Genomic DNA, 16,129 nt, shown 5'->3' with positions numbered 1-16,129 from the left:
GGGCGGCGCGCGCTGCGGCTCCCCCGACGGCTCCCCCGGTCGCTCCCCCGGCGGCGCGAGCCCCGGCAGCGACCGCAGGCGCGCCGCGAACTCCCGCGGCGTCTCGGTCGCGCGCACGGGGATGCCGTGGTCGACGGCGAGGTCGGTGAGCTCCTGCCAGGCCTCCGCGGCCCCCGCGCGGCCGGCCAGGATCCGACGCCGTCGCTGTCGCCGCCGCTCGACCCGGCCGATCGCCGGCAGCAGCAGCAACGCGATCACCCCGACGAGGACCAGGATGAGGCGCAGCACGGTGACGGGTTCCTGGCGGGTGTCCGCGGAGCCGCCGCGGGCGCCGGGATCGGTCGCCGCGGGATCGTCGGTGATGCCAGGCCGTGCGGACCCGGCGGTCCCGCCCTGGCCGCCCGGAGTCTGGGCGGCATCCATTGTGCGGGTGTATTCGGGCAGCGCCCCGCGCCCCGGCGTCGGTTCGAACGGCACCCAGCCGACCCCGGCGAAGTACAGTTCCGGCCAGGCGTGCAGGTCATGGGAGTCCACGCTGTACCGTCCCGTCCCGGCGATCGAGCTGGAGGCGGAGAGCGTGCCGGGCTGGTAGCCGACCGCGATCCGGGCGGGAATGCCGATGGAGCGGGCCATCACGGCCATGGCCGAGGAGAAGTGCACGCAGTACCCGGTCTTCACCTCGAGGAAGGTGCTGACGACATCCACGCCGCCGCCGTCGAAGCCGGCCTTGGCCGGAGCCTCGGTGTCGTAGCTGAATTCCTCGCCGCGGAGGTACGTCTGCAGCGCCAGGGCCGCGTCATAGGCCGTGTCGGTGCCGGCCGTGACCTGCCGCGCGGTCTCCGCGATCCGGGGCGGGCTGTCCGCGGGCAGCCGGAGACTCCGCTGTACGCTTGACGGGTAGTCGCTGCCCGAGCCCCTCAGCTGGTCCCTGGTCGGCGCCAGGTTCAGCGCGATGACGGTGTACTCCTGGCCGCGGGTCGTGTCGTTCGGGCTGGTGATCGACCCGTTCGACCCGTTCCAGTACCAGGCCCCGGCCAGCCCCGTGATCGAGCGGGCCGGCGCCGGGATCGGCAGCCAGCGCGCCGACAGGCCGTCCACGACGATGTTCGTGCGGGTCTCGGTGACGGCCACTGAGTTCAACAGGCCCGGCGGCAGGGCGATCTTGTCCACGGTGTTCGCGGAATTGGACGGAAAGAGGCGGGAACTCCAGTCGCGGCCGGAGAACTCGTCCAGGGTGAGCAGCCGGAGGTAGGGCGCCCTCGTCGCCGTCGTGCGATAGTGCAGGACCGGCCGCGCCGTCGGGCGGCGCAGGTCCTCGCCCAGGTTGATCATCGGGCTGACGCCGTTGCCGAACAGCAGGGCACTGCTCGGGCGCCCGGCGACGCCATTGCCCGGGAACGCCGGGATGGCCACGCTCAGCACCATCGCGGCGGCGAGGGCCACACCGCCCACACCCAGCGCACCCCAGAGCGGGCCGGGGCCGCGGCGCCGCACGGGCGAGAAAACCCGGGGCGCGCCCGGCCCGGCCGACGGCCGGGCCGCATGCCGGGTGCCGCTCATCCGCACGTCGACCCGGAGCAGCACCAGGTAGGCGGCGCCCGCGAGCGCCAGGGCGGCCGGCTCGGCTCCGCCCGAACGGATGAGACCGGGAACGAGGAGGGGAACAAGCGCCGGCAGCCCGGCGAGCGCCGGCACCCGCGCGATGACGGCCAGCGCGTATGCCAGGATCGCGAGCGCTCCCGCCCCCACGCAGAGCAGGAACAGGATGCCCGGCACCGCGTCAGCCGGCGTGCCCTGCCGCTCGACGGAGATCGCCCCATCGACCGTCAGCTCCCGGAACCGGTCCAGTGTGTCCAGGCTGGGGATCAGCCAGAGCAGCCCCGTTCCGGCCCCGAACACCAGGGTCAGGGCGGCCAGCAGCATCCCGAAGCCGGCGAGGGGCATCAGCGCGGCGCTCAGCCCGAGGCGGCGCAGCCCGGCCGACCCCAAGAGCACGACGCTCGACACGATCGCCATCAGCCACCACCAGCCGGTGCCGAGCAGCAGGGGGCCGAGAGCCCCCTGGGCGATCAACAGCAGCACCAGCACCGCGATCACGAGCGGCCAGTCGGCGGAGGCGCGGCGCCGGGACGGGCGCGCCGGCAGGGGGGCAGGAGCGGGGCCAGGCGCGCGGGCCGGCAGCCGGGCCTCAGGCGCCGTCATCAGCGGCCTGCCTTTCCCCGACGGCGGCCACCCAGGCGCCCGGGATGTCCCGCGCCGTTTGCAGGCGCACGCAGCGCCAGCCGGCGTCCCGCAGCCGCGCCACGGACTCCGGGTTCATGGGGTCCAGCACGAAGGCGACGGAGGACCGGCTCCGGGAGGCCAGGTGAGCGAGTTCGTCCGTGTCCTGCGCGTCGATGTCGACCAGCACCGCGAAGGTCGGCAGCATACGGCCGAGCGGGGACAGGGGCATCCGTGGCCTCCCCGTCGCCCCGGCCGCATCCGCCGGGCGCGTCGCCCCGGCCGCACTCGCCGGTCCGGGGGTGGCCGCCGGCTCGTGGGTGTCCGCCGGCTCATCCGGGTCCGGCGGCTCATCCGGGTCCGCCGGCTCATCCGGGTCCGGCGGTTCGATGCCGGCCAGCAGGACGAGCAGGGACCGAACCTCCCCCGGTTCGCGGAACACCAGTTCCCGCACGTCGCCGGGGTCGCCGCGCAGGCCGCCACCCGCGCGGGCGCTGGCCGGGGCAAGCCGGCCGGGGCCCAGCTCGATCAGGTCCAGCTGGTAGCCGGCCTCGAGCAGGTGGGCGCCGACGGATGCGACGAGCTCGACGGCCACATCGAAGGCCGGGTCGTGGCGGAGGCCCTGGTGCCCGCCCGGGTCGGGCATCCGTTTCCGTCGTCCGTGCAGGGCCGTGTCGAACACGAGACGGGCCCGCGGCTTGCTCTGTTCCTCCTCCTGCCGCACCATGATCTCGCCGTGGCGCGCGGTGGCCGGCCAGTTCACCCGGCGCAGCTGGTCGCCCGGCCGGTACTCGCGGGCGATCAGCTGATCCGAGTTGTGGTGCACGTGGCGCAGCCGCTCCGGCACCTCGCCGTCGCCACGGACGCTCTCCAGGCCCCGACCGGCCAGGTCGGTGACGCGGGGCGTGACGACCAGGTCCTGCGGCTCCCCCACCGTCCACTCGCCGACGGTCAGGCCGAAGGGATCGGGCTGCCCGATCAGGGCCGGCCCACAGGGGTAGACGCCCCGGCGCCGGGGCGTCACGCGGTAATCGAGGTGCACGGTGTCGGCCCCGTCGGCCGCGCCGCCCTCGAATCGGTCGAGCACCGGCAGCGTCGCTCCGGGCGGCACGGCCAGGGCTTCCGGGGCCGCATCCCGCCACCGCAGGCCGGTCACGGCCCGGGACGAGAGATTGCAGAGGGTGAGCGCCACGGTGGTTTCCCCCCCGGCGGCCACGACGGGCGGGTGGAACGTGCGGGTGACCTGGAGCCGCACGGGTCGCACGGAAACGTAAGCGACGGCGACGACCGGGACCACCAGAAGCAGACAGGCGACGAACAGGAGATCGCGTTGATTGCTGACCAGCGAGTAGAGGAGCAGCGGGGCCCCGGTGACGAGGAACATCCCCCCGCGGACGGTGAGCCGGGGGAACCAGACCGGTCGGCCGCGCCGCTGCTGGGCTGGCATCGGAATCAGTGGAGTCCGGCGGGACCGAGCGGCACGGGGGTCTCGGCGATGATCCGCCGCACGATCTCCTCGATCAGAGGCCCACTGTCCTGGTGGTGACCGAGCACGCGACCGCTGGCCATCAGCCGGTGGCTGAGCACGGCCAGAGCCAGCGAGTCGATGTCGTCCGGAAGCACGTACTCACGTCCCTGCAGGGCCGCCTGGGCCTTGGCCACGCGAATGAGTTGCAGGGTGGCCCGGGGGCTCGCCCCCAGACGCAGGTCGCGGTCGTCGCGGGTGGCCCGAACCAGGCTGACCGCGTATTCCTTGACCGCGGCGGACGCGAACACGGCGCGGGCCGCCGTCATCATGCCCCGCAGCTGCGCGCCGGACACGACGGCCTCGATGCCGTCCAGCGGGCTCGTGGCGTCCCGGGAATCGAGCATCATCAGCTCCGACTCCGTGTCGGGATACCCCATCGAGATGCGGGCCATGAACCGGTCCCGCTGGGCCTCCGGCAGGGCGTAGGTGCCTTCCATCTCGATCGGGTTCTGCGTCGCGACGACCGTGAACGGCACCGGCAGCAGATAGGTGAAGCCGTCCACGGTGACCTGGCGTTCCTCCATGCACTCCAGCAGCGCCGACTGGGTCTTCGGACTCGCCCGGTTGATCTCGTCACCGATCACGATGTTCGCGAAGATGGCGCCGGGCTTGAACTCGAACCGGCGGTCCACCTGGTTGAACACCGACACGCCGGTCACGTCGGACGGCAGCAGGTCGGGGGTGAACTGGATCCGGCTCACGGTGCAGTCCAGCGATTTGGCGAGGGCCTTGGCCAGCATGGTCTTCCCCACGCCGGGGACATCCTCGATCAGGAGATGGCCCTGGGCCAGGAGAACCGTCAGCGCCGTGGTCACGGCCTCGTGCTTGCCGTCGATGACCGTCTCGACATTACGGATGATGGCGCGAGCCGCGACCTCGACCATCGGAAGGTCCATCGGGGTCTCCTCGTCCGGAACGGCGGCGGCGCCGACCGCGATCCCCGCGACCGCCGGGACCGTCCCTATCCGAACGGGATGTAAGTTCACACGGGTGCCTTTTGCAGGAACTCCGCAACCGCTTCGGGGACGTACGGGGCGATGTCGCCACCGAGGGCGGCGACCTGGCGCACCAGTGAACTGGACACGTGGGCGTGGGCCGGGTCCGGCAGCAGGAAAACGGTTTCGACAGCGGCCAGGTTGCGGTTGACGATCGCCATCGGGGTCTCGTACGCCACGTCCACCTGGGAACGGATGCCCTTGATCAGCACGCTCGCTCCCACCTCGAGGCAGTAGTCGACCAGGAGTCCCATGCTCCAGGAGGCGACCACGATGTTGCCGGCGATCCCGGCGTCGCGGATCGACTTCTGCAGGAGCTCGACCCGGCGGCTGATCGGCAATAACGCCGTCTTGCCCGGGTTGTGCACGACGAGGACATGCAACTCGTCGAAGAGACCGGCCGCCCGCTCGATCACGTCGAGGTGACCCAGTGTGACGGGGTCGAATGATCCGGGGACGACGGCGATCCTGCGCATGGATTCACCCTAGCCCGAGACCGGGAACCTCGCCCCGCCACGCACCAAGTCGGCGGCAGGCCCCCGCAGATACTCAGCCCGTGCACAGGGAGCGCCGGCCGACACGGCTCGTCAGGCACGGCTCGGTGCACACGGCTCGGTGCACACAGGTCAGCTCTTGGTGAGTGATGCCCGTTCGGAATCGTCGAGGCGCCGACGCACCGCCTCCCGCAGCGCCGGGACGCTCTCGAGGAGCGGGTCCTGGTCGCTCAGTCGCTGGGCGTAGCCGCGGGCCTCGCCGATCAGGACCCCGTCGGTGGCCACCCGGAGCAGGCGCAGTGAGGAGCGGCCGCCGGACTGGTTCAGGCCGAGCACGTCGCCTTCCCGGCGCAGCTCGAGGTCGACCTGCGCCAGTTCGAAGCCGTCCAGGGTGGCCGCGACCGCCTCGACCCGCTCCCGGGCCAGCGACTCGGCCTCCGCGGACGTGACGAGCAGGCAGAGCCCGGGCACGCCCCCGCGGCCCACCCGGCCGCGCAACTGGTGCAGCTGGGACACGCCGAACCGGTCGGCATCCATCACCACCATCGCGGAGGCGTTGGGCACGTCGACGCCGACCTCGATCACCGTCGTGGCGACGAGCACGTCGATCTCCCCGGCGGCGAAGGACCGCATGGTCTGGTCTTTCTGTTCGCTGGTCATGCGGCCATGCAGGGGCTCGATGCGGGCGGACGCGAGCACCGGGTTGCGGCGGAGTTCGGCGAGCACGGTCTCGACGTCGGCCGGTGCCGACGCCGATGCCGATGCCGACGCCTCGGGGTCGGCGATCTCGCCCTCCTCGAGCTGCTTCGGGGAGATCGCCGCGCAGACCACGAACGCCTGGCGTTTCTGGGCGAGCTCTTCCGCCAGCCGGCTCCACACCCGGGTGACCCAGGCGGGTTTCTCGAAGAGCGGCACCACGAACGTCTCGATGCCCTGCCGGCCCTCGGGCAGCTCCGCGATCGTGCTCACGTCGAGGTCGCCGAACACGGTCATGGCCACGGTGCGCGGAATGGGCGTGGCCGTGAGCACCAGCACATGGGGCGGGAGGGCGCCCTTCTGCCGAAGCGCCTCACGCTGATCGACACCGAATCGGTGTTGCTCATCGACGACGACCAGGCCGAGGTCGAAGAAGGTGACCTTCTCGCCCAGTAGCGCGTGAGTGCCGATCACGATCTGAGCTTGCCCGGACACCGTGCGCAGCAACGCCTTGCGGCGCTCCGCGACGGGCAGCTGCCCCGTGATCAGGGTGGGCATCAGCTCGACCGACAGTTCGGGGCCGAGCGCGCGCGCGATCGAGCGCAGGTGCTGGGCCGCCAGGACCTCGGTGGGGGCGAGCAACGCGGCCTGGCCGCCGGAGTCCGCCACTGCGAGCATGGCCCGCAAGGCCACGACCGTCTTGCCGGAACCGACCTCCCCCTGCACGAGCCGGTTCATCGGGGACGTCTGGGCGATATCGTCGGCGATCTCCGCCGCTACGTTCTGCTGGTCGTCGGTGAGGGTGAACGGCAGCGCGGCGTCGAACCGGTCGAGGAACCCGCCGGGCGCGGGAACGCGCGCGACGGTCTTCTGCGCCCGCGCCTCGTTTCGCTGCTGCACCAGGGCGCTCTGCAGCACGAAGGCCTCCGTGAACCGCAGGGTGTCCCGGGCGCGGCGCCAGTCCGAGTCGGTCTCCGGCTGGTGGATGAGCTCGAGCGCCCGGCCGTGCGGGAGCAGCCCACGCTCGGAGCGCACCTCGGTCGGGATCGGGTCCGGAACGGGGCCGAGGCTGTCGAGCACAAGCTCGATCGTCTGGGCGATCTGCCAGCTGGCCACCGTGTTCGTGGCCGGGTAGATGGCGATGGGCTGCTCGATCCAGAGTTTGGCGGCCGCGGCATCCGTGGGCATCTCGGGCTCGTCTTCGGCACCTGGGCCGAACAGCCGGTAGGTCGGGTGGGTGAGCTGCAGGTGCCCCCGGTAGTCGGTGACCTTGCCGGCGAACATGCCGCGCATGCCGGGCCGGAGCTGTTTAGCCCGCCAGGACTGGTTGAACCAGGTGAGGCTGAGGATTCCGCGACCGTCGGAGATCTTCACCTCGACGATCGACCCCTTGCGGGCCTTCATCGGGCGCTCCTCGACCGTGCGGATCTCGGCGACGATCGTCACGTTCTCATCGAGTGGCAACAGGCTGATCGAGGACAGCTCGCCGCGGCGGGCGTAGCGGCGCGGGTAGTGGCTGAGCAGGTCGCCGACGGTTTCGACGCCGAAGGCCTTGACCAGGGCGACGGCCGTCTTGCCGCCGACCACGTTCTGCAGCTTCGTGTCGAGGGTCACCGGGGGCAGGGCGTTCTCCGCGGCCTCCGAATCGGTCATGCTTCGATCGTAGACAACACTGCCGACACCGGTCACCGGTCACCGGGCCGGCCGGGGGACGGGGACGATAAACTCGATCCCGTTATGACGCGAATCGTTGCCGGTTTTGCCGGTTCCCTGCCCCTGGCGGTCCCCCGGACCGGCACCCGACCCACCAGCGACCGCGTGCGCGAGGCGATCTTCTCCGCGCTCGACGCGCGCGACATCATCCGTGGCACCCGGGTTCTCGACCTCTACGCGGGGTCGGGCGCGCTGGGCCTGGAGGCGGCCAGCCGGGGAGCGCGGATCGTGACGCTGGTCGAGAACGGCTTCGGCGCCGCCGCGCTGTGCCGCAAGAACGCGGAGGCCGTGCTGCGGGCCGCCCCGAAGAAGGACGCCCCGAAGATCAAGGTGACGGCGCAGGCCGTGCAGTCGTTTCTGGCCAGCACCGGCGACGGCTTCGACCTCGTCTTCCTCGACCCGCCGTACGACCTCCCCGAGGCCGAACTCGGCCACAACCTCGCTGCGCTGACGCCCCTGCTGGACCCGGATGCCCTCGTGGTCGTGGAGCGGAGCTCGCGCTCGCCCGAGCCGGAGTGGGGCCCCGGCCTCGAGGCCGACCGGCGCAAGGACTACGGCGACACCACCGTCTGGTACGCGTCACTGGCGCGGCCCGCGACCGACTGAGCGGGTCGCCGGCGTCCGTCACGGGCCTCGCGGCGCAGGTTGTGGCCGGCGGCGCAGGTTCCAGCGTGCGCCCGCGGGCACAGGGTGCGCCGCGACGCGCTCGGGGTCGCGGATGCCCGGGGTCGCCGGCTCAGCGGACGGAGCCGTCCCAGCCTCGGTAGGGGTCCCAGCCGCCCTGGCCGTGCGGGCGACCATCGAGCAGGATCGTGCCGGCGGCATCCGTGACCGTGCCCAGCGCCCGGAAACCGTCCGGAAGGTCGGTGCCGGCCGGGAATGTCGCGAGGAGGCCGTGGTCCTCGCCTCCGCCGAGGGCACGCTCGATGTTCTCGCCGAGGGCGGCGCGGTCGAAGTCGATGCCCACGCCGCTGGCCCGGGCAAGGCGGCCGGCGTCGATCGCGAGACCGTCCGACACGTCCAGCATGGCCGTCGCGCCGGCGAGGGCGGCAGCCGGGCCCCGGTCGATGGGCGGCACCGGGGCGAGCTGGGCGGCGACTTCCTCGGGATGCTGCGCCCGCAGCGCCGCCGCGAGCTCGGCATCCGGGACCCCGTCGGCGTCCACGGCGAGCCGGAACAGCAGCTCGAGGCCCTGTGCAGCCTCACCGAGACGCCCCGCCAGCGCAACGACGTCGCCTGGCCGCGCCCCGGAGCGGAGGACGGGCCCGCGCCCCTCCAGGTCGCCGAAGGCCGTCACGGCGAGCGTCAGGGCGTCCGAGGCGGACAGGTCGCCGCCGACGACCCCGCAGCCGGGCGCCAACGCCTCGCAGCAGTCCCGCAGGCCGTCCGCGATGCCCTCGATCACGCCGATCGGCGTCGACGGGGGTGCGGCGATCGCCACCACCAGCGCGGTGGGGCGTGCGCCCATCGCAGCGACATCGGACAGGTTCGTGGCCGCGGCCTTCCAGCCGAGGTCGTGCGGGCTCGACCAGGCGAGACGGAAGTCCGGCCCCTGGATCATCATGTCCGTGGTGACGACGTAGCGGCCGTCCGGGGCCGACAGCACGGCGGCGTCGTCCCCCGGGCCCAGGAGCTGGGCGGCCGCGCCCGGCAGCCGGGGGAAGATGCGGGCGAGCACCTCCCCTTCGCTCAGATCGGCCAGGGTTTCTCTCGCCGGCGTCTCACTCGTGGGGAGCATCGCGCCCGCAGCATTCGTCATGCATCAAACGGTAGCCTGAATGCAATGACCTCCCGCATCCGCCTCCTCCGTGCCGGCCTCACGATCACCCTCGTGACGGGCAGCGTGCTGCTCACCGGCTGCACCGCCATCGTGCCGATGGAACCGGCGACGGATGCCGTCAACCCCACCTGCGCCGACCTGATCGTGCGCCTGCCGACCACGGTCGCATCCCTGCCGGAGCGGGAGACCAACGCCCAGTCAACCGGCGCCTGGGGCACCCCGTCGGCCGTGCTACTGCACTGCGGCGTGGACGTGCCCGCCCCGACCACCCTGCCCTGCCTCACCGTCAACGGCATCGACTGGATCGAAGACGACACCGACGCCCCCCTGTATCGGTACACCACCTACGGCCGCGACCCGGCCACGGAGCTGGTGATCGACTCGGACAAGGTCAGCGGTTCGACGGTGCTGGTGGACCTGGCCAACGCGGTGGAGAACATCCCCGCGACCGGCAAGTGCCTCGGCGCCGAAGACCTGCTGCTGCCGACCGACGGCGAGACCGCGGCCCCGGCCCAGTAACCGCACGCCCGGCCCGCAGAGCCCCGGCAGCCCCGCCGGCTCGCCGGCTCGCCAAGCCCGCCGAACCGTGAGTTCGGCCCCACTTTCGTGCCGGCGGAGGGGCGGAACTCACGGCTCGACGAGGTTTCGCGACGAGGTTTCGCGGAGCGGCAACGGCACCTTGGCCGCCGCGCCTGCCTCCTGCCTCGGCAACGGGGGCATTGTCAAGTGTTACGTCTCATGCCGTCACGCCGCGACGTCCGGGAGCGCGGCCACCGGTGGGCACGTAACGTCTCCGGGGAGTCGCCGCCGGTTGGCTGCGGCCACTGATGGACGGGGACACGACATGCTTCTGACCGGACTCGGCCTGGGCGTCGCCCTGGGCTTCACCATGCAGCGGGGCAGGTTCTGCGTGACCGGAGCATTCCGGGACCTCTGGATCACGGGCAGCACCCGCTGGCTGACCGCCTTCCTGATCGTCATCGCCGTGCAGAGTGTGGGCGTATTCGCCCTCGACGCGGCAGGTGTCATCACCCTCGACCCCCAGCCGTTCGCCTGGCTGGCCACGATCCTCGGCGCGTTCATCTTCGGTTTCGCCATCGTGCTGGCCGGCGGATGCGCCACGGGCACCTACTACCGCGCCGGCGAGGGTCTGGTGGGCAGCTGGTTCGCCCTGATCTTCTACGCCCTCTTCGCCGCCATCTCGAAAACCGGCGCGCTGTCCGCCCCGGTCGCGGCGCTCCGCGGCATCACCGTGGAGGGTTCCACCATCCACGGTGTCCTCGGCATCTCACCGTGGGTGCTGGTCGCGCTGCTCGTCACCGGCGTCGGACTGCTGGCCCGGTATCACCTGCGTCGGCGGTCGCCCCTGACGCTCGCGTCCCTCCCGGCCCGCACCAGCGGCATCCGTCACCTCCTTTTCGAGAAGAAGTGGGGCGCGTTCACCACGGCACTGATCATCGCACCGCTCGCCATCCTCGCCTGGCCGCTCAGCTGGGCAACCGGCCGCGAGTCCGGGCTCGGCGTCACCGGGCCGTCCTCGAACATCGTCAACTACCTCGTGCGCGGCGATCCCCAGGCGATCGACTGGGGCGTCTACCTGGTGATCGGCATCCTGCTCGGCTCCTTCATCGCCGCCAGAGGCAGCGGCGAGTTCCGCGTGCGGCTGCCCGATGCCACCACGACCATCCGCAGCATCATCGGCGGGGCGCTGATGGGCGTCGGAGCTAGCCTGGCCGGCGGCTGCACCATCGGCAACGGCATGGTCGACACCGCCACCTTCGGCCTCCAGGGCTGGGTATCGCTGGTCTTCATGATCATCGGCACCGGCGCCGCGACGCGCCTCTTCATCACCGGGTCCGCGCGGGTCGGGGTCTCCCCCGTCCGCATCCCGGTCCCCCGGTAGCTACCCGCATCAACCAGCATCACCCCGCATCACCCAAGAAAAGGAAGCCCGACATGGCACAGTACGTACTCGAAACCGACGGTCAGGTCTGCCCATTCCCGCTCGTGGAGGCCGGTGACGCCATCCTGAAGCTCGACCTCGGCGACGAACTCACCATCAACTTCGACTGCACCCAGGCGACGGATGCCCTACCGCGCTGGGCCGCCGAGAACGGCTACCCGGTCACCCATTTCGATCGCGTCGGGGACGCCCACTGGACCATCACGGTGCAGAAGGCGTAGCCCCGGCAAGAGCCCCAAGACCCCGCCGAGCCGTGAGAAGCGCCCCTGAAAAATCAAAAAACGGGGGCGAAACTCACGGCTCGGCGGGACCGAGCCCGGGCCTTTTGGGGGTGGGGGTGGCGCGACGGGTGGGGACAGCGGGACGGGCGGGGACAGCGGGACGGGCGGGGTGCGGCTGGTTAGACCGACAGGCGCAGTGCGGCGGGAAGGGCGCGGCGGGCCAGCGCCACCGCGATCAGCTCGTCGATCAGCTGCGGGTAGGTGTACCCGGTGGCGAGCCAGCAGGTCGGGAACATCGAGATCGGGGTGAACCCGGGCATGGTGTTGATCTCGTTGATGACCCAACCGTCCCCGGTCAGGAAGAAGTCCACCCGGGCCAGGCCGGCGCCGTCGATCGCGTCGAACGCGCGGATGGCGAGGTCCTGCATCTCGGCCACTTCCCCGGCGCCGAGAGCCGCGGGGCAGACGAGTTCGATCCCGTCCGCGCCGAGGTACTTGGCGGCGAAGTCGTAGAAGTCACGTCCGGTGACGCGCACCTCTCCCGGCACGGATGCCCGGGTCGGCTCCCCCGGACGGCCCTGCAGCACGCCGATCTCGAGTTCGCGTCCCGACAGGCCGGCCTCGATCAGTACCTTGCTGTCTTCGGCGAGGCCCACCCGCATCGCCTCGGCCAGCTGGTCCAGGTGCGCCACGCGGCTGACGCCGACGCTCGACCCGGCCCGGGCGGGCTTCACGAACACGGGCAGCCCGAGCTGCTCGGCGGCGGCGAACGCCATGCCGGGCGCCTCGGCCCACTCGGCCGCCGTGATGGTGCGCCACGGGGCCACCGGCAGGGCGGCCTGCTGGAAGACGGTTTTGGTGAAGTGCTTGTCCATGCCCAGCGCCGACGCCAGCACGCCCGAGCCGACGTACGGCAGGCCGACCAGTTCGAGCAGCCCCTGCACGGTCCCGTCCTCGCCGAACGGACCGTGCAGGATCGGGAAGACCACGTCCACGTTGCCGAGCGAACGGTACCCGGCGCCGTCGCTGACGGTCAGCTGGCGGCTGAGGCTGCTCTCCGGCCACCGCACCCGGGTGCCGTTGTCGAACACCTCCGGCAGTTCCGCGGCGTCCAGGGCGAACCGGACCGGGTCATCCGCTTCGAGCACGAAGGCTCCGTCGCGGGTGATCCCGATCGGGATGACGTTGTAGCGGTCGCGGTCAATCGCCGCGAGGACGCCCCCCGCTGTGGCGCAGCTGATCGAATGTTCGCTTGAACGACCCCCAAAGAGCAGCGCTACCGTGAGCTTGTCCATCATTCGTCCTTTCGCCCTGCGGCTCAGCCGAGTCCGTGGTGAGGTGCGGGGCGAGGTCCCGCGGTTTTAGAGTACCGGCCAGCACCTGGCGGACCTGCTCGACGATGGGCATGTCCACCCCCTTGGCACGGGCGAGATCGAGAATAGGGCCGACGGATGCGAGGCCTTCGGTGGTCTGCTGCATCTGCTTGACGACGTCGGCGATGCCGTAACCCTGGCCGAGGAGGCGTCCGGCGGTGTTGTTCCGCGAGAGCGGCGACTGGCAGGTGGCGATCAGGTCGCCCAGGCCGGCGAGGCCGGCCAGCGTCTCCGGATGCGCGCCGTACGCCACCGCGAAGTCGGTCATCTCGACCAGGCCCCGGGTGATGATCGACGCCTTGGTGTTCTCGCCGTAGCCGACGCCGTCGACGATGCCGATGGCCACGGCGATGAGGTTCTTGAGCACGCCGCCGAATTCAGTGCCGATGACATCCGTGTTCACATACGACCGGAAGTAGCGGTTGCGGGCCAGCATGGCGACGGCCTGGGCGGTCTCGAGGCTGTTGGAGGAGACGACGGCGGCCGTCGGCTGCTCCTTCGCGATCTCGAGGGCCAGGTTGGGGCCGGAGATGGCCGCGATCAGGTCAGGGTCGATCGGGAGGAGCTCGGCGATGATCTGGCTCATCCGAAGCCCGGAGCCGCGCTCGACGCCCTTCATCAGCGACACCACGATCGCGCCGGGGGCCAGGAACGGTTCGGCCAGGATCAGGTTCTCGCGCAGCGACTGGCTCGGCACGGACACGAACACCTGCTCGGCGCCGGCCAGGGCCAGGTCGAGCCTGGACGTGGCGCGGAGGCCGACCGGCAGGTTGATGCCGGGGAGGTAGTCACTGTTGCGCCGGGCCTCGGTGATCTCCCGGGCGAGTTCGGGGCGCCGGGCCCAGAGCACGACATCCGCCCCGCCGTCGGTGAGGATCTTCGCGAACGTCGTTCCCCAGCTTCCGGCTCCGAGAACGGCGACGCGTTTGCCTGGCAGGATCTTAGGCTTCAAAACGGCCGGTCTCTTTCTGGTCGTGCTCGGCCGGGTTCCAGCGCTTGGTCGGCGCCGTTTCACCCCGAAGGTCTTCGAGCAGCTGGGTGATGGCGTCCATGACGACCTTGGTCGCCTCGTTCAGGGTGGCCGAATCGAGGTTGCGGCCGCGGAACTCGGCGAGGTCGAGCGGATCGCCGATCTTGACGAGCACGGTCCTGCGCGGGAACAGGCTCAGCTTCTTCGAGTAGCGCGGCATGATCTGCTGGGCACCCCAGTGGGCGACGGGGACGACCGGGATGCCCCGTTCCAGGGCTATCCGCACGGCGCCGGACTTGCCGCGCATCGGCCACAGGTCAGGGTCGCGGGTCAGCGACCCCTCCGGGTAGACCACGACCATCTGCCCGCGTTCGACGAGACGCTCGGCGGCCTTGACCGGCTCACTGCCGCGCACGCTGCCGCCGCGCTGCACCGGGATCTGCCCGGATTTGCGCAGCAGCCAGCCGAGCCCCGGGAGCGTGAAGACGGATGCCTTCGCCAGGAACCGCGGCGCCCGCCCCAGCTTCCAGCTGAGCACGCCCATCAGGACCGGGTCGATCTCACTGAAGTGGTTGGGCGCCATCACGAATGCTCCGGTGCGCGGGAACTTGCCGACATCGGTGACCTTGAACCGCACGGCCAGGTTGATCACCGGGAGGATGATCAGCGCCAGCGCCCAGAACACGGATGGGCGCCGGGTCTCCGAACGCTCCCGGCCCGGGTTCACGGCTGGGGTGGAGCTGTTGTTCCGGGGCGCTGGATCTGACACGCGCCCTGGACCTGACACTGGCGCTGGATCTGATGCTGGCACGGCCCCATTATCCTTCGAGATCGAAGTCAGCTCCCAACAGTTGAAGCTTGGTGATGAAGTTCTCGTAGCCGCGGCTGATGATGCCGACGTTGCTCACGGTGGACGTTCCGGACGCGGTGAGGGCCGCGATCAGGTGGCTGAAGCCGCCGCGCAGGTCAGGAACCTCGATGTCGGCGCCGTGCAGCTTCGTCGGCCCGGTGATGACGGCCGAGTGGTTGAAGTTGCGCTGGCCGAAGCGGCAGGGGTGCCCGCCCAGGCATTCGCGGTGGATCTGGATGGTCGCGCCCATCTCGACCAGCGCGTCGACGAAGCCGAACCGCTGCTCGTAGACGGTCTCGTGCACGATCGAAACGCCGTGCGCGTGGGTGAGGGCGATCACGAGCGGCTGCTGCCAGTCCGTCATGAAGCCCGGGTGGACATCCGTCTCGATGATGACGGGCTTGAGGTCGCCGCCCGGGTGGTAGAAACGGATGCCGTCGTCTTCGATGTCGAACGCCCCGCCGACCTTGCGGAACACGTTCAGGAAGGTGAGCATCTCGGGCTGGCGGGCGCCGCCGACGAAGATGTCGCCGTCGGTGGCCAGGGCCGCGGCCGCCCAGCTGGCGGCCTCGTTGCGGTCGAACAGGGCGCGGTGGTTGTAGCCTTCGAGCCGTTCGACGCCCTCGATCCGAATCACCCGATCGGTGTCGACCGTGATGACAGCGCCCATCTTCTGCAGGATGTTGATCAGGTCCATGATCTCGGGCTCGATCGCCGCGCCCTTGAGCTCGGTGATGCCCTCCGCGCGCACGGCGGTGAGGAGCACCTGTTCCGTGGCGCCGACGCTCGGGTAGGGCAGGGACACCTTGGTGCCCTTGAGCCCGTTGGGCGCGGACATCCGGATGCCGTTGGGCTGCTTCTCGACGACGGCGCCGAACTTGCGCAGCACGTCCAGGTGGTAGTCGATCGGGCGGTCGCCGATGCGGCAGCCGCCGAGGTCGGGGATGAATGCCTCGCCGAGGCGGTGCAGCAGCGGGCCGCAGAACAGGATCGGGATGCGCGAGGAGCCGGCGTGAGCGTCGATCGCGGCGAAGTGCGCGCTCTCGACGTCCACCGGGTCGAGCTGCAGCTCGCCCGGTTCGGCGCCGTCGGTGACCTTGACGCCGTGCACCTCGAGGAGCTGGCGCACGATGCGCACGTCGCTGATGTTGGGCACGTTCTTGAGCACGCTGGGCGTCTCGCCGAGGAGCGCCGCGACCATGGCCTTGGTGACCAGGTTCTTGGCACCCTTCAGCTCGATCCGGCCGACCAGCGGGATGCCGCCGCGGATGGTGATCCGGTCGCCCTGCAGGCCGACGGCGGCGCCCCAGTTCTGGGCGTTCTCCC

Annotated in this window: 14 protein-coding genes; 4 read left to right on the top strand and 10 right to left on the bottom strand. The window is 71.1% G+C overall.

Annotated elements, in window-relative coordinates:
* From E3O49_RS16310 to E3O49_RS16290, 5 genes are all read right to left on the bottom strand, one after another.
* The coding region (locus E3O49_RS16310) for a transglutaminase TgpA family protein (RefSeq protein WP_134451903.1) at window positions 1-2,202 on the bottom strand (2,202 nt) is incomplete at its 3' end.
* Window positions 2,189-3,667, bottom strand: a complete 1,479-nt coding sequence (locus E3O49_RS16305) for a DUF58 domain-containing protein (protein WP_134451902.1) — start codon at window positions 3,665-3,667, stop codon at window positions 2,189-2,191. The genes E3O49_RS16305 and E3O49_RS16310, both read right to left, overlap by 14 nt.
* 5 nt (window positions 3,668-3,672) lie before the next feature.
* Window positions 3,673-4,644 carry an AAA family ATPase gene (locus E3O49_RS16300; protein WP_134410819.1) on the bottom strand — a complete coding sequence of 324 codons (972 nt, stop codon included), beginning with the start codon at window positions 4,642-4,644 and terminating at the stop codon, window positions 3,673-3,675.
* 86 nt (window positions 4,645-4,730) lie between these two features.
* Window positions 4,731-5,219, bottom strand: coding sequence for a pantetheine-phosphate adenylyltransferase (gene coaD, locus E3O49_RS16295; RefSeq protein WP_134368228.1), 489 nt, complete (start codon window positions 5,217-5,219; stop codon window positions 4,731-4,733).
* A gap of 150 nt (window positions 5,220-5,369) precedes the next feature.
* Window positions 5,370-7,586 (bottom strand): ATP-dependent DNA helicase RecG, encoded by a 2,217-nt coding sequence (locus tag E3O49_RS16290; protein WP_134451901.1) that lies wholly within the window; start codon window positions 7,584-7,586, stop codon window positions 5,370-5,372.
* An 84-nt stretch (window positions 7,587-7,670) separates the two neighbouring features.
* Between E3O49_RS16290 and rsmD the strand changes: the two genes are divergently transcribed.
* On the top strand, window positions 7,671-8,252 hold the full coding sequence (gene rsmD, locus E3O49_RS16285) for a 16S rRNA (guanine(966)-N(2))-methyltransferase RsmD (protein WP_134368226.1): 582 nt from the start codon (window positions 7,671-7,673) through the stop codon (window positions 8,250-8,252).
* 130 nt (window positions 8,253-8,382) lie between these two features.
* On the opposite strand, the gene thiL is transcribed toward rsmD, so the two are convergent.
* Window positions 8,383-9,405, bottom strand: coding sequence for a thiamine-phosphate kinase (thiL, locus tag E3O49_RS16280; protein ID WP_244285317.1), 1,023 nt, complete (start codon window positions 9,403-9,405; stop codon window positions 8,383-8,385).
* A 24-nt stretch (window positions 9,406-9,429) separates the two neighbouring features.
* On the opposite strand from thiL, the gene E3O49_RS16275 reads away from it, so the two are divergent.
* From E3O49_RS16275 to E3O49_RS16265, 3 genes are all read left to right on the top strand, one after another.
* Entirely contained in the window at window positions 9,430-9,945 is a 516-nt protein-coding gene (locus E3O49_RS16275; RefSeq protein WP_134402447.1) for a DUF3515 domain-containing protein, read from the top strand.
* Between the two features lie 325 nt (window positions 9,946-10,270).
* On the top strand, window positions 10,271-11,329 hold the full coding sequence (locus E3O49_RS16270; RefSeq protein ID WP_134368224.1) for a YeeE/YedE family protein: 1,059 nt from the start codon (window positions 10,271-10,273) through the stop codon (window positions 11,327-11,329).
* Window positions 11,330-11,382: 53 nt separating this feature from the next.
* Window positions 11,383-11,610: a sulfurtransferase TusA family protein gene (locus E3O49_RS16265; protein ID WP_134368223.1), complete on the top strand. Its 228-nt coding sequence runs from the start codon at window positions 11,383-11,385 to the stop codon at window positions 11,608-11,610.
* 179 nt (window positions 11,611-11,789) lie between these two features.
* Here the strand turns inward: E3O49_RS16265 and E3O49_RS16260 are convergent, their stop codons facing one another.
* From E3O49_RS16260 to murA, 4 genes are read right to left on the bottom strand one after another with little or no spacing between them, the layout of a single operon-like run.
* The gene (locus E3O49_RS16260; protein WP_134368222.1) at window positions 11,790-12,908 is read right to left on the bottom strand and encodes a D-alanine--D-alanine ligase family protein; all 1,119 of its coding nucleotides are present in this window, start codon (window positions 12,906-12,908) and stop codon (window positions 11,790-11,792) included.
* Window positions 12,811-13,935, bottom strand: coding sequence for an NAD(P)H-dependent glycerol-3-phosphate dehydrogenase (locus E3O49_RS16255; protein WP_241975801.1), 1,125 nt, complete (start codon window positions 13,933-13,935; stop codon window positions 12,811-12,813). The genes E3O49_RS16260 and E3O49_RS16255 overlap by 98 nt, the downstream gene beginning before the upstream one ends.
* A complete protein-coding gene (locus E3O49_RS16250; RefSeq protein ID WP_370263882.1) occupies window positions 13,925-14,722 on the bottom strand; it encodes a lysophospholipid acyltransferase family protein in 798 nt (265 codons plus the stop codon). The genes E3O49_RS16255 and E3O49_RS16250 overlap by 11 nt, the downstream gene beginning before the upstream one ends.
* A gap of 49 nt (window positions 14,723-14,771) precedes the next feature.
* Window positions 14,772-16,094: a UDP-N-acetylglucosamine 1-carboxyvinyltransferase gene (murA, locus tag E3O49_RS16245; protein ID WP_241975804.1), complete on the bottom strand. Its 1,323-nt coding sequence runs from the start codon at window positions 16,092-16,094 to the stop codon at window positions 14,772-14,774.
* Between the last annotated feature and the right edge of the window lie 35 nt (window positions 16,095-16,129).

This window comes from Cryobacterium shii, assembly GCF_004402595.1.
Classification (GTDB): domain Bacteria; phylum Actinomycetota; class Actinomycetes; order Actinomycetales; family Microbacteriaceae; genus Cryobacterium; species Cryobacterium shii.
The sequence above is the reverse complement of the archived record's forward strand: the minus strand, read 5'-3'. Positions and strand labels throughout refer to the sequence as shown.